The 13,023-nt window shown below is 68.0% G+C and carries 12 protein-coding genes; 9 read left to right on the top strand and 3 right to left on the bottom strand.

Features of this window, described 5'->3' with window-relative positions:
- Positions 1 to 32 precede the first annotated feature (32 nt).
- From IEY58_RS27720 to IEY58_RS27680, 9 genes are all read left to right on the top strand, one after another.
- Entirely contained in the window at positions 33 to 281 is a 249-nt protein-coding gene (locus IEY58_RS27720; RefSeq protein WP_189051408.1) for an exodeoxyribonuclease VII small subunit, read from the top strand.
- Entirely contained in the window at positions 274 to 1,188 is a 915-nt protein-coding gene (locus IEY58_RS27715) for a polyprenyl synthetase family protein (protein ID WP_229743993.1), read from the top strand. The genes IEY58_RS27720 and IEY58_RS27715 overlap by 8 nt, the downstream gene beginning before the upstream one ends.
- Positions 1,189 to 1,220: 32 nt before the next feature.
- Positions 1,221 to 2,639 (top strand): MATE family efflux transporter, encoded by a 1,419-nt coding sequence (locus tag IEY58_RS27710; RefSeq protein WP_189051407.1) that lies wholly within the window; start codon positions 1,221 to 1,223, stop codon positions 2,637 to 2,639.
- A 16-nt stretch (positions 2,640 to 2,655) separates the two neighbouring features.
- Positions 2,656 to 3,405, top strand: a complete 750-nt coding sequence (locus tag IEY58_RS27705) for a TlyA family RNA methyltransferase (RefSeq protein WP_189051406.1) — start codon at positions 2,656 to 2,658, stop codon at positions 3,403 to 3,405.
- On the top strand, positions 3,402 to 4,709 hold the full coding sequence (locus IEY58_RS27700; RefSeq protein WP_189051405.1) for a class I SAM-dependent RNA methyltransferase: 1,308 nt from the start codon (positions 3,402 to 3,404) through the stop codon (positions 4,707 to 4,709). Before IEY58_RS27705 ends, IEY58_RS27700 begins: the two co-directional genes overlap by 4 nt.
- A 131-nt stretch (positions 4,710 to 4,840) precedes the next feature.
- Positions 4,841 to 6,373, top strand: coding sequence for a carbohydrate porin (locus IEY58_RS27695; protein WP_189051404.1), 1,533 nt, complete (start codon positions 4,841 to 4,843; stop codon positions 6,371 to 6,373).
- Positions 6,374 to 6,479: 106 nt separating this feature from the next.
- On the top strand, positions 6,480 to 7,637 hold the full coding sequence (locus IEY58_RS27690; protein ID WP_189051403.1) for an NHL repeat-containing protein: 1,158 nt from the start codon (positions 6,480 to 6,482) through the stop codon (positions 7,635 to 7,637).
- Positions 7,634 to 8,908: an iron uptake transporter deferrochelatase/peroxidase subunit gene (efeB, locus tag IEY58_RS27685; RefSeq protein WP_189051402.1), complete on the top strand. Its 1,275-nt coding sequence runs from the start codon at positions 7,634 to 7,636 to the stop codon at positions 8,906 to 8,908. Before IEY58_RS27690 ends, efeB begins: the two co-directional genes overlap by 4 nt.
- Before the next feature lie 30 nt (positions 8,909 to 8,938).
- Entirely contained in the window at positions 8,939 to 9,283 is a 345-nt protein-coding gene (locus tag IEY58_RS27680; RefSeq protein WP_229743992.1) for a cupredoxin domain-containing protein, read from the top strand.
- Between the two features lie 151 nt (positions 9,284 to 9,434).
- Here the strand turns inward: IEY58_RS27680 and IEY58_RS27675 are convergent, their stop codons facing one another.
- The 3 genes from IEY58_RS27675 to IEY58_RS27665 form a co-directional block, all read right to left on the bottom strand.
- Positions 9,435 to 10,796, bottom strand: coding sequence for a carbohydrate porin (locus IEY58_RS27675; RefSeq protein WP_189051401.1), 1,362 nt, complete (start codon positions 10,794 to 10,796; stop codon positions 9,435 to 9,437).
- 189 nt (positions 10,797 to 10,985) lie between these two features.
- Positions 10,986 to 11,753: an ATP-binding cassette domain-containing protein gene (locus IEY58_RS27670; RefSeq protein WP_229743991.1), complete on the bottom strand. Its 768-nt coding sequence runs from the start codon at positions 11,751 to 11,753 to the stop codon at positions 10,986 to 10,988.
- Positions 11,754 to 11,788: 35 nt separating this feature from the next.
- On the bottom strand, positions 11,789 to 13,018 hold the full coding sequence (locus IEY58_RS27665; protein WP_189051400.1) for a sugar ABC transporter permease: 1,230 nt from the start codon (positions 13,016 to 13,018) through the stop codon (positions 11,789 to 11,791).
- Between the last annotated feature and the right edge of the window lie 5 nt (positions 13,019 to 13,023).

Raw genomic sequence — 13,023 nt, 5'->3', positions numbered from 1 at the left:
CGGCCGGTGCGGCACAGCAGAATGGAAGACCAATGGCCGATACCCCCTTGCCCGAGATCGCGACCTTGAGTTTCGAGGAAGCGCTCGAGGAACTCGAAGGCATCGTGCGCCAGCTCGAGGCCGGCCGCGGCCGGCTCGACGACGCAATCGGCTCGTACGAGCGCGGTGCGGCGCTGAAGCGCCATTGCGAAGCGAAGCTCAACGAGGCCAAGGCGAAGGTCGAAAAGATCGCGTTCGCGGCCGACGGGTCGCTCAAGACGGAGGCACAAAATCTTGATTAGCTCGCTCTGGTCCAACCCGACCCATCTGCCGACGGCGCTGGCCGAGTCGGCCGGGGCGGTCGACCAGCTCATCGACAAGCTGCTGACCGTGCCCGACGGGCCGGAAGCGCGCGTCTATGAGGCCATGCGTTATTCGGCGCAGGCGCCCGGCAAGCGGCTCCGGCCGTTCCTCGTGCTGGCGAGCGCCTCGCTGTTCGGCGTGTCGCTCACCAGCGCGCTCCAGGTGGCGGCGGCGATCGAGCTCGTCCACACCTATTCGCTGATCCACGACGATCTGCCGGCGATGGACAACAGCGACCTGCGCCGCGGCCGGCCGACCTGCCACAAGGTCTATGACGACGCGACGGCGATCCTGGCCGGCGACGGGCTTCTGACCATGGCGTTCGAGGTGCTGGCCGACGCCGATACGCACGGCGATCCGGCGGTGCGCTGCGAGCTCATCTCCTACATGGCGAAGTCGGCGGGGGCGGCCGGCATGGTCGGCGGCCAGATGATCGACCTGCAGGCCGAGCATGATCCGACGCTCGACATCGGCGCGATCACGCGCCTGCAGCGGCTGAAGACCGGCGCGCTCATCGCGTTTTCGTGCGAGGCGGGCGCCATCCTCGGCAAGGCGGCGCCGGAGGTTCGGCGGCTCCTGCACAACTACGCCCACGACATCGGGCTCGCGTTCCAGATCGCCGACGACCTGCTCGATGCCGAGGGCACCGAGGAGCAGACCGGCAAGTCGGTGGCGCGCGACGCCGAGGCCGGCAAGGCGACCTTCGTCTCGATCCTCGGGCTCGAAGGTGCGCGCAAGCAGGCGCGGGCACTGGTCGACCAGGCGCTGCACCACGTGGAAACGTTCGGCCCCGCGGCCGAGCTCCTGCGCCAGGTCGCGTCTTTCGTGGTCGAGCGCAAGTCGTGAGCAAGTGGTGAGCCCAGGGCACGGATAATGCCATGACCCGAATCCCGACGACGGCCGGGCGACCGGGCCGACGTCGGGAACTGGCGGAAATCCTGGGCCTGGCGTTGCCGCTCGCCGCGGCCCAGATCGCAACGATGCTCATGAACATCACCGATTCGGTGATGCTCGGGCACTTGTCGAGCGACGCGCTGGCCGCGGGGGGCCTCGGCGCCAACGTCGCCTTCATATTCATCATGCTGATGCTGGGCGTGCAGGCCGGCATGCCGCCGCTGATCGCCCAGGCGCGGGGCGCCGGCGACCACGCGCCGATCGGCCGCGCGGTCTGGGGCGGGGTCATTGCTGGTGCGGTCGCGGCACCGCCGATCATGCTGGCACTCCTCAGGATTGACGGGCTCTTGAGGCTGATCGGCGAGCCGGAGGCGATCACGCAGTCCGTCCTGGTCTATGAGCGGGCCTTCATCTGGAGCATCCCGGCCTCGGCGCTGGTGGGCGTCATGCGCAATTTCCTCTCCGCCATGGAGCGGCCGCGCGTCACCATGCTCGTCGCCTTCGCCGGCGTCGCCCTCAATCTGCTGATGAACTGGGTGCTGATCTTCGGCCATCTGGGCCTGCCGGCCTTCGGCATCGCCGGTTCCGGCTATGCAACCTCGATCAGCTGGTCCTTCATGGCGTTGGCGCTCGTCGGCTACATCGCCTGGGCCCGGCTTCTGCCACGCGACTTCTGGTCCATGGGCTGGGCCGCTCGCTGGGAGGGCCTGGCAGCGGTGTTCAAGCTCGGCTGGCCGATCGCCGGCATCTATCTGGTCGAGGTCGGGCTGTTCTCCGCTTCCTCGCTTCTGGCCGCCAAGTTCGGTGCCGTCGCGGCGGCGGCCCATCAGATCTGCCTCAACGTGAGCGCGCTCACCTTCATGGTTCCGCTGGCGATCAGCCAGTCCGCGACCGTGCGGGTCGGCTTCCACATGGGCGCGGGCGCGGTGCAGCGCGCCTGGCTTGCCGGCCTTCTGGCGCTCGGCATGGGCGTCGGCTTCATGGCCTGCATGGCGGTCGTGCTGGCATTCGGCCGGCACCTGGTCTTCGCCCTCTATCTCGACAGCGCCGACCCGGACTATGCGGCGGTCCTCCACCTTGGCATGACCTTGCTGGCGATCGCCTGCGTCTATCAGGTGTTCGACGGTGCCCAGGTCGTGGCGGCGGGTGCGCTCCGCGGCATCAAGGACACGCGGGTGCCGATGCTTATGGGAGCGGTCGGCTATTGGGGGCTCGGCATGACGATCGGCGCCAGCCTCGCCTTCGGCTTCGGCTGGGGGCCGGCCGGGCTGTGGTGGGGCTTCGTCGCCGGTCTCGCGACCATGTCGACCCTGCTCAGCCTGCGCTTCCGCGCGCTCATGGGGCGCTATCTGGCGGTCCAGACGCGCCATCACCTCGCCGGCGCGCTGCCGGAGCAGGGTTGACGATGGCGGATGGACGATGACGGGCGGGCGCCGCCTGGATCAGGCGCTGGTCGACGGCCGCTTGGCCGACAGCCGCAGCCGGGCGCGCGCCTTGATCGAGGCCGGGCTGGTGACGGTCGACGGCGTCGTCGCCGACAAGCCGTCGCGGCCGGTCGACGATGCGGCGGTGATCCGGGTGACCGGCCTCGACCATCCCTGGGTCTCGCGCGGCGGCGTCAAGCTCGCCCACGCGCTCGACCATTTCGGCATTTCGGCCGAGGGCCGGGTGGCGCTCGACATCGGCGCTTCGACCGGCGGCTTCACCGACGTGCTGCTGCAGCGTGGTGCGAGACGGGTCTATGCGGTCGACGTCGGCCACGACCAGCTGGCGGCGAAGCTGCGCGTCGACCCGCGCGTCATCGTGCTGGAACGGGTCAACGCCCGCTACCTGACGGCGGCGGAGGTGCCCGAGCCGATCTCGCTCCTGGTCTCGGACGCGAGCTTCATCGGGCTTGAGACTCTGCTGCCGGCGCCGCTCGAACGGGCGGCAGAGGAGGCTGACCTGGTGGCGCTCATCAAGCCGCAGTTCGAGGTCGGCCCGGCGCTGGTCGGCAAGGGCGGCGTGGTCAAGGATCCGGCGCTGCACGCGGCCGTGTGCCAGCGCATCGCCGACTGGCTCGGTGCGCGGCCGGGCTGGCAGGTGCTGGGGCTCACCGAAAGCCCGATCAAGGGCCCGGACGGCAATACCGAGTTCCTGATCCATGCTCGCCGGAGCGCCCGGCCATGAGAGGCCGGCCGCGTCCGGGCTCGCGCCAAGGCCAGCGGCAACCGGCGAAAGGCCCGGCGCGCGAGATCGAACTCGTGATCGACAAGCTCGGCAGCGAAGGTGTCGGCGTCGCCCGGCTCGACGGGCGGCCGGTGCTGGTGCCGGGCAGCCTGCCGGGTGAGCAGGTCCGGGTGCGGGTCATGGGCGGTGCAGCCGACCTCTTGGACGTGATCGCGCCCAGCCCGTCGCGCATCGAGCCGGCCTGCCGGCATTTCGGCACCTGCGGCGGCTGCGCGCTGCAGCACCTGGCCTGGCAGCCCTATCTCGACTTCAAGCGCGACCTGGTGGTCGACGCGCTCCGCCGCCAGGGGTTGGCAGATGTGCCGGTCGAGGCTGTCGCGCCAAGCCCGCCGGAAAGCCGGCGCCGGGCGACGTTGGAAGCGAAGCGGACGAGCGGCGGCGTGCTTCTGGGCTTCCACGCCCGGGCGAGCCACCAGATCGTCGATCTTGGCGAATGTCCGGTGCTGTTGCCAGACTTGGCGCGGCTGCTGCCGTCGCTCCGCACGCTGCTCGCGACCTTGCTGCTGCCGGGCGGCAGCGCCACGGTGCTGCTTGGGCAGGGGCCGGGCGGCATCGATCTGGGCTTAGCCCTGGCGGCCGCACCGGATCTCGAACAGCTGGAACGGCTCACGGCCTTCGCGGACGCGCAAGATCTGGCGCGGCTGTGGTGGCGCGTGGGCGACATGGCGCCCGTGCCGGCGGCGCAGCGGCGGCCGCTCGGGCATCGCTTCGGCGACGTACCGGTCGAACCGCCGGCCGGCGGTTTCCTGCAGGCGACGGCGGATGGCGAGGCGGCGCTCACGGCCGAGGTCGTGGCGGCGCTTGCCGGAGCCGAGCGGGTCGCCGACCTGTTTGCCGGCTGCGGCACGTTCGGCCTGGCGCTCGGCGCCCGCGCCCTGCTGCATGCGGTCGAGGGCGATGCGGCGGCGCTCGGCGCGCTTACGGCTGCAGCCCGGCGCGCCGGGCTCGGTTTCGTCTCGACCGAGCGGCGCGATCTGGACGCGCGACCGCTGCTGGCGGCGGAGCTGAGGCGCTTCGACGCCGTGCTGTTCGACCCGCCGCGCGCGGGCGCCAAGGCGCAAGTCGAGCAGCTGGCAAAATCCACGGTGCCGCGGGTCATCGGCGTGTCGTGCAATCCCGCGACCTTCGCGCGCGATGCACGCATCCTGGTCGACGGCGGCTATCACCTGGAGCGGGTCCTGCCGGTCGACCAGTTCGTCTGGTCGCCGCACGTCGAGCTGGTCGGGCGCTTCCGTCGCACCTGAAGGTGGCAACCGAGAATCATTCTCATTGCGGATGCGAATGATTCTCGTTATGAGGATGGCGGACCCGCTATCCAGCGCCCGGCCCTGGGCGCGTCGGACGGGTCCCGCAAGATCGTCATCCGGAGCCCTTCATGTCGCGCCTTCCTTTCGCCTCCCGTGGCCCTCTGCCGGTTCCACGCGCAAACGTCCCGCGCACAAAGGCGGCCGGTGCGGCACTCGCGCTTGGCTTCCTCTCGCTCGGCGCGTTTTCGACCACGGCGCTCGCCGCACCGCCGCAGCTGCAGGCGCCAACCGAGGAAGACCTGCAGAACAGCAGTGCCTCGCCCGGCCTGTTCGGCTTCACGAACAATCTGGAACGCAGCGGCTATCTCCTGGGCGACATGTGGGGGCTGCGCCCCTTCCTGGCGCGCAACGGCATCACCTTCGCGCTGCAGGAGACGAGCGAGGTGCTGGGCAACGTCACCGGTGGCTCACGCCACGGGTTCGACTATGACGGCCTCACCCAGATGTCGGTCCAGCTCGATACCAAGCGCGCTTTCGGCTGGTCCGGCGGCACCTTCAACGCGAGCGCCCTGCAGATCCATGGCCGGAACCTGAGCGCCGACAATCTCCAGAGCCTGCAGACGGCGAGCGGCATCGAGGCCGACCGCGCGACCCGGCTCTGGGAGCTCTGGTACCAGCAGAAGTTCCTGGAGGACGATCGGGCCGACGTGAAGATCGGCCAGCAGTCGCTCGACCAGGAATTCATGGTCAGCCAGAACGCGCTGCTGTTCGTCAACACCATGTTCGGCTGGCCGATGGTGCCGTCGGCCGACCTGCCGGGCGGCGGTCCGGCCTATCCGCTCTCGGCGCTGGGCGTGCGGCTCCGGGCGAAGCCCACGGACGGCATCACCGTGCTCGCCGGCCTGTTCAACGGCAGCCCGACTGCGATCAGCGGGGGTGATTCGCAGCGCACGAACCCGTCGGGCACCAGCTTCCCGACCAACGGCGGCGGGCTCGCCATCGCCGAGCTGCAATATGCCTATCCCTCGCTTGGCACCATGCTCTATGCCGACCAGCCGGAACCGCTGTCGCGGACCTATCGCCTCGGCATCTGGTACGACACGGAACGGTTCGCCGACCAGCGCTTCGACAACCTCGGCCGCTCGCTCGCCGACCCGGCGTCGACCGGCATGGCGCAGTCGCATCGCGGCGACTACGGCATCTACGGCGTCGTCGACCAGATGCTGTGGGTCGACAACGAGGAGCCCGACCGCAGCATCAGCATCTTCGGCCGCGTCATGGGCACGCCGGAGGTCAACCGCAATCTGGTCACCTTCAGCGCGAACCTGGGCTTCACCTTCAAGGAGCCGATCCTCGGCCGCGACGACGACACGTTCGGCATCGGCATGGGCTATGCCAAGGTGAGCGGCCGGGCCGCCGGCCTCGACCGCGATACGCAGGCGTTCAGCGGCGCGTACACGCCGGCCCGCAGCAACGAGACCTTCGTCGAGGCGACCTACCAGTACGAGGTCGCGCCCTGGTTCCAGCTGCAGCCCGACGTGCAATACGTGATGAACCCGGGCGGCGGCGTCGCCAATCCGACGACGGCCAATCCCGTCACAGGCGGCCAGCGGATCAAGAACGAACTCGTCCTGGGCCTGCGCACCAACATCCTGTTCTGACAGGGATGTCCCCGCGGCCGCGGTTTCTCTCGTGACAACGCAACTCATTCGCATTATCTCATGCCGGCGCGCCATGGCGCGTCGGTGCAGACGAAAAGGACAAGCCATGGCGCATTTCCCGAAATGCACGCCCACCCGGACCCTTGCGGCCGTCGCGATCCTGCTCGGGGCGGCCGCGGCCGGCGGTTCGGCCGGGGCTCAGGACAACCGGGCCTTCCTCGAAGGCGTGCGCAAGCACACGACGCTGACCACGACCGTGCCGGAGAACGGCGACCAGAACCCCTATGCGATCGTCGTGGCGCCGGTCTCGGCCGGCAAGATCCAGAAGGACGACGTGCTGATCGACAATTTCAACGATCTCACGAACCTGCAGGGGCTCGGCACGACGATCGTCGACTACAACCCGACGACCAAGCAGACGACGCTGTTCGCCCAGGTGCCGCGCCATCTGCCGGCCTGCCCGGGCGGCGTCGGGCTCTCGACCGCGATGACCATGCTCAAGACCGGCTGGGTCATCGTCGGCAGCACGCCCAGCAACGACGGCACGACCCGGACCAAGGGCGACGGTTGCCTGCTTGTCTTCAGCCCGAACGGCGAGCTCGCCGCGACCTGGTCCGGTCCGGACATCAATTCGCCCTGGGGCAATATCGCAACGGTCGACAATGGGGCGACCGCCAGCATCTTCGTCAGCATGGCCGGCTTCGAGGTGCCGGGGCCCGAGGTGCATGACACGACGGGCTATTCCGTCACGATCAAGAAGGCGACCGTGCTGAGGCTCGACCTCACGATCGCCGACGGCAAGCCGCCGGTGATCGCGAAGCGCACGGTCGTCGCCGACGGCTTCGGTCAGCGTTCCGACAAGGACGTGTTCCTGATCGGGCCGACCGGCCTCGCGGTGGGTGCTGGCGACGTGCTCTACGTCTCGGACGCGCTCGAGAACCGCATCGTCGCGATTCCCGATGCCACGACCCGCACGACCAGCGCCGGCACCGGCAAGGAAGTGACGCGCGACGGCCAGATGGCCCGGCCGCTCGCCATGATCATGACGCCGAACGGCCACCTGCTCGTCTGCAATGCCAAGAACGGCAAGGTGGTCGAGATCGACCCAGTCGCCGGCAAGCAGATCGCCGCGCAATGGATCGACACCGACCAGGCGCAGACGCCGCCGGGCAGCGGCGACCTGTTCGGCATCGCGCTGACGCCCGACGGCAAGGGCTTCTATTACGTCGAGGACGACATGAACACGGTCGTGGAGGCACGATGAGTATCTCTGGGCGCAAGCCGCCGCACCCGTCGCGGCGCGGCTTTCTCGCCACCGCCGGCAGCCTGGTCGCTGCCGGCGGCATCGGGCTTACCGCGGAGGCCGCCACGACCCCGGCGCCCGATAAGAAGCGCGCCGGCACGCCGGCCGCCGAGCCGTTCTGGGGTGCGCGCCAGTCGGGCATCCTGACGCCGGCCCAGTCGCATACCTATTTCGCCGCCTTCGATCTCACGACGACGAAGCGCGAGGACGTGGTCAAGCTCCTGCAGCGCTGGACCGAGGCGGCGGCGCGGCTCACCCGCGGCGAGCCGGCCGAGCCGATTCCGGCGGACCAGAGCGTGCCGGCCGGCGATTCGGCGGACGGCCTCGGTCTCGGGCCGGCGCGGCTCACGCTTACCTTCGGCTTCGGCGCCGGGCTCTTCACCAAGGACGGCCAGGACCGCTACGGCCTGGCGGCCCATCGGCCGGAAGCGCTCGTCGACCTGCCGCGCTTCAACGGCGACCAGCTGGTGCCGGCCCGGACAGGCGGCGACCTCAGCGTCCAGGCCTGCGCCGACGATCCGCAAGTGGCGTTCCACGCGGTACGCCAGCTTTCGGCCATGGCCTACGACATCGCCGAGATGCGCTGGGTCCAGACCGGCTTCTCCTCTCAGCCGCCGGGCGAGAAGACGCCGCGCAACCTGATGGGCTTCAAGGACGGCACACGCCAGCCGGACCAGATCGACAAGGTCGTCTGGGTCGGGCCGGAAGGTCCGGCCTGGATGCAGGGCGGCAGCTACATGGTCGTGCGCCGTGTCCGCATCTCGCTCGAGCACTGGGATCGCATGAACGTCGATTTCCAGGAAAAGACCATCGGCCGGCACAAGTATTCGGGCGCACCGCTCGGCAAGAAGAAGGAGTTCGACGAGGTCGATCTCGACGCGACCGATGCCGAGGGCAATCCGGTGATGCCGGAGAATTCCCATGTCCGCCTGTCGCATTCGTCGAGCAACGACGGGGCCGAGATCTACCGGCGCGGCTATTCCTACAACGACGGCGTCGCCTTCACGGCCGAGCGCTGGCCGCCGTGGAAGCAGGGCATGCTCTATGACGCCGGCCTGCTGTTCGTGTGCTACCAGCGCGACCCGCGCACCGGCTTCATCAAGATTTTCGGCAACTCGTCGAAATTCGACATGCTGAACCAGTTCGCGACCCATGTCGGCAGTGGCCTGTTTGCCTGCCCGCCCGGCGCCCGGCCGGGCGGCTATATCGGCCAATCCTTGTTCGAGGCCTGACAAACGAGAGATACGAGGGAGTTTTCGTTGATGATTCGTCTTTCCGGGGCCGTCATGGCCGCTGCCGTGCTGAGCCTGTCCCTGTCCGCCCTGCCTGCCCGTGCGGAAGAGCCGACCGCGGTCGAGCTCACGATCAAGGACCACAAGTTCACCCCGGCCGAGATCCATGTGCCGGCTGGCAAGCCGACCGTCATCACGATCCATAACCAGGACACGACGGCGGAGGAGTTCGATTCCTCGGCGCTCAAGGTCGAGAAGGTCGTGGCCGGCGGCGGCACCGGTACGGTGCGCCTCAGGCCGCTCGGCGCCGGCAAGTATCCGTTCTCGGGCGAATATCATGCCGACACGGCCAAGGGCGTCGTGATCGCCGAGTAGCAGGCAAAAAAGTCCCCGGATCCGTGGGGATACGGATCCGGGGGAGTTGGGGAAGCCCTTCGGGGAGTTCTTCCGGGGGGATCCCGGCCGGGTGGGGTGCACCGGCCGGCTGACACCGACCGGGGGATCGTCCCCGGCCGGTGTTTCGGGGTTAGTGGTTGTAGTTCTTGGTCGGCAAGCCGATCAGTTCCGGGAGGCCGATGACGAACTTCAGGCCGACGACGAACGTGTCGTCGATGTTCTTCTTCAGCGCCGGCTCCGGCAGGTTGTCCGGGTTGATGATGTATTGAAGGTTGGGCGTGACGCGCAGCCACGGCGTCACCTGGGCGCCGTAGTTCAATTCCATCATGACTTCATTCGGATTCTGCGTCGTCGCACTGCCGCCCGCGGCGATGCGCGAGTCGCGCAGGAAGTCCATGGTGTGGTTGCCCCAGTGCAGGTCGGTGATGACGAAGCCGATGGCGTCGGCGTCACGGCCTTCGAACGGGCCTTTATAGAGCGTGCCGAACTGCAGGAAGTAGTCGGCGAGCTGGCTCGAGTCCGTGCCGGCGGTGACGCCGCCGAAGATATAGAGCCCGCGCTGGGACGACGGGTCCGGCCGCCAGACCATCTGGTCGAACAGACCGTAGATCGAGGTCCGGCCGGAATGCTGCTCGTGCGCCAGGCCGGTCAAGGCCGCCGAATTATGGTTGACGTCGAAGAACGGGTCGCTGTACGGGCCCGAGTCATAGAACATGCCGATCTTGTAGTGCCGGGGATAGGGATCCGACGAGAAGTTCGTCTGATAGCCGAGCTCGACCGGCAGGACGTAGCCGGTCGCCCGGTCAACGCCGAAGTCGAAGCCGTGGGTCTGGCTCGAGCCCTGGTTCGGATCCTGCTCGTAGGCGCCGATCTGGCCATAGAGCCGCGGTGTCGGCTTGATGGTGATGCGGCCGCCCCAGACGCCGACCGGATAGTAGTTGAGCGCATTGTCCTGACCGAACAGGCTCGAGTTGCCGCAGGTCGAATTGGTCTGGAAGTTACAGTAGAAGGACGAGGCGGCGAAATCGCTCGGCGCATCGGTGCGGCCGACCAGGAATTCGACATGGTCGTCCCACAGTGCCTGGTCCCAGCTGAGCTCGGTCAGCTTGTAGGTCTGGCCGCCGCCGTAGACTTCCTGCACCGAGATGCTGTTGCCGATGTCCTTCGCCGCCAGGTTCTGACCGTGCCGATCGCTGAACGTCAGATGGATCGCCGAATTGCCGAGGTTGGCGATCTTGCCCATGTCGAAATCGGCGCCGATGTCGACCTGGCCGGTATAGCGCGAGCTCTGCGACAAGCCGCCCGATGGATTGGCCGCGCCCTCGCCGACATAGTGGCCGCGGAAGAATATGCCGTCTTCGAGCAACTGATTGCCGAAGTCGGTCAAGGCCGTCGGATTGGTCACCGTCTGCGCCGAGGCCGGCGGCGCCAGGCCCACCGCCGTGGCGACGGCGAGCCCGCCCAATGCGGCTCTGATAGTTTTCCCTGCCATTGTTCTTTCCCTCCCTCTAGAGCGTCTGTCTCATCGTGGTGTTGTTCGTTCGCGCAAAACTTCCCGCTTCGCAGCCGAGACAAGTTCGGCGCGTCGGGTATCGTTGGTGCGGGATCGGGGCCGGTCTCAGGCGGCCGTCAATGATCTCGTGGTCTTGGTGATCGCGTTCCCCCCCTCGGTGTTCACGTCCTACGCGGCGATCTTCGGCCGCTTGCCCAGGATGATCATGGCGAGCACGTCGTCCTGGGTGACGTCTTCGGTCCTGACGGTTCCGACCAGCTTGCCGTTCTTCATCACGCTGATGCGGTCGGCGAGGTCGAACACGTCGTGGATGTCGTGGCTGATCAGGAAGATGCCGATGCCCTTGGCCTTGAGGCGCGTGATCAGGTCGGCGACCTGGCGCGTCTCGTGCGGCCCCAAGGCTGCGGTCGGCTCGTCCATGATCAGGATGCGGGCGTTGAAATGGAGTGCCCGCGCGATCGCGACCGACTGGCGCTGGCCGCCCGACAGGTTCTTCACCGGCTCCTTGATGCGGGTGAAGTTCGGGTTCAGCTCCAGGATCGCCTGGCGCGCCGCATGCTCCATGGCGGCGTCGTCGAGCGTGCCCCACGGCGTCATGAGCTCGCGGCCCAGGAACAGGTTGCCGGGCGCGTCGATGTTCTCGGCCAAGGCCAGCGTCTGGTAGATCGTCTCGATGCCATGGGCCTTGGCGTCGCGCGGGGCCGTGATATGCGCCTCTTTGCCGTCGATCAGGATCTGGCCCGAATTCGCCCGATAGGCGCCGGACAGGATCTTGATGAGCGTCGACTTGCCGGCGCCATTGTGGCCGAGGAGCGCTACGACCTCGCCCGGATAGAGGTCGACGCTCACGTCGTCGACCGCCTTGATGCCGCCGAAATGGATCGAGATGTTGCGCATCTCGACCAGCGGATGGACGCCCATCGGGGTGGAAGTCATCGAGGTCTCTCCCGAGTTGGTTCCGAGGCCGCCGGTCATAGGCGCCGCCGCTGATAGCTGGTGTCGATCCAGACGGCGAGGATCAGGACAAGGCCGATCACCACGTTCTGCATCGGGGTCGGCAATCCTAAGAGGATCATGCCGCTCTGCAGGCTCTGCATGAAAACCGCGCCGACGATGGCGCCGGAGATCGTGCCCGTGCCGCCGGCGAGCGAGGTGCCGCCGATGACGGCCGCCGCGATGACCGAGAGCTCGAGCAGCTCGCCCGTCGAATTGGCGCCGGCGTTGAGCCGTGCGGTCTGCACGGCGCCCGCGATGCCGGCCAAGAGCCCCATCAGCGCGAACACGCTCATGATGACGAGCTTGGTGTTGATGCCGGCGAGCTGGGCCGCCTCCGGATTCCCGCCGATCGCGAAGACGTAGCGGCCGAACTTCGTGACCTTGGTGATCGACGACATGACGATGACCGCGCCGATCAGGATGAGCACCGGGATCGGAATGCCCTGGGCGATGTCGGTGCGCGGCCGGTCGTAGGCATTCATGACCGCGACGAAGCCCACGATGCCGGCGATGACGATGGCTGCGACCAGGATTTCGGCCCAGACCGGCCGGACCGGGAAACCGTAGCGCTGCCGGCGCCGGCGGGCGGCGAAGGTGCGGAAGAGCACGAGGGCGACACCGGCGGCGCCGACCATCCAGCTCCAGAACGCGCCGATCGAGCCCAAAAGGCCGCCGCCCATCAGCTGGAACGTCTCGTCAAGCGGCGCCACGGTCTGGCCCTCGGTCACGGTCCAGGCGAGGCCGCGGAAGATCAAGAGGCCGCCCAAGGTCACGATGAACGACGGCACGCCGCGGTGTGCCACCCACCAGCCCTGGAAGGCGCCGATCACGGCGCCGAGCGCCAGGCCCAGGACCAGCGAGCCGACCCAGTTCCAGCCGGCGCCGATCGGGAAATACTGCACCTGCAGCACCGCCATGATCATGCCGACGAAGCCCAGGACCGATCCCACCGACAGGTCGATGTGCCGGGTCACGATGACCAGCACCATGCCGGTCGTCATGATGCCGACGACGCTCGTCTGCACCGTCAGATTCCACAGGTTGCGCGCGGTCAGGAAGATGCCATCGGTCAGGAGGTCGAAGCCGACCCAGATGACGGCGACTGCGCCGATCATCGCGAGCAGGCGCAGATCGACCTCGAGCGCGCTCTTCAGGTCGCGAGCAGTGCCTTTGTGGGTGGCGGGCGATTGAGCCAACGACATCATGGAAC

Source organism: Aliidongia dinghuensis, assembly GCF_014643535.1.
GTDB lineage: Bacteria > Pseudomonadota > Alphaproteobacteria > ATCC43930 > CGMCC-115725 > Aliidongia > Aliidongia dinghuensis.
This window is presented reverse-complemented; position numbering and strand designations above follow the sequence as displayed.

Excerpts from the sequence above, each read along its gene's own strand:
- IEY58_RS27720 (WP_189051408.1), top strand. The coding sequence starts at position 33 with ATGGCCGATACCCCCTTGCCCGAGATCGCGACCTTGAGTTTCGAGGAA.
- IEY58_RS27710 (WP_189051407.1), top strand. The coding sequence starts at position 1,221 with ATGACCCGAATCCCGACGACGGCCGGGCGACCGGGCCGACGTCGGGAA.
- IEY58_RS27705 (WP_189051406.1), top strand. The coding sequence starts at position 2,656 with ATGACGGGCGGGCGCCGCCTGGATCAGGCGCTGGTCGACGGCCGCTTG.
- IEY58_RS27700 (WP_189051405.1), top strand. The coding sequence starts at position 3,402 with ATGAGAGGCCGGCCGCGTCCGGGCTCGCGCCAAGGCCAGCGGCAACCG.
- IEY58_RS27695 (WP_189051404.1), top strand. The coding sequence starts at position 4,841 with ATGTCGCGCCTTCCTTTCGCCTCCCGTGGCCCTCTGCCGGTTCCACGC.
- IEY58_RS27690 (WP_189051403.1), top strand. The coding sequence starts at position 6,480 with ATGGCGCATTTCCCGAAATGCACGCCCACCCGGACCCTTGCGGCCGTC.
- efeB (WP_189051402.1), top strand. The coding sequence starts at position 7,634 with ATGAGTATCTCTGGGCGCAAGCCGCCGCACCCGTCGCGGCGCGGCTTT.
- IEY58_RS27680 (WP_229743992.1), top strand. The coding sequence starts at position 8,939 with ATGATTCGTCTTTCCGGGGCCGTCATGGCCGCTGCCGTGCTGAGCCTG.
- IEY58_RS27675 (WP_189051401.1), bottom strand. The coding sequence starts at position 10,796 with ATGGCAGGGAAAACTATCAGAGCCGCATTGGGCGGGCTCGCCGTCGCC.
- IEY58_RS27670 (WP_229743991.1), bottom strand. The coding sequence starts at position 11,753 with ATGACTTCCACCCCGATGGGCGTCCATCCGCTGGTCGAGATGCGCAAC.
- IEY58_RS27665 (WP_189051400.1), bottom strand. The coding sequence starts at position 13,018 with ATGATGTCGTTGGCTCAATCGCCCGCCACCCACAAAGGCACTGCTCGC.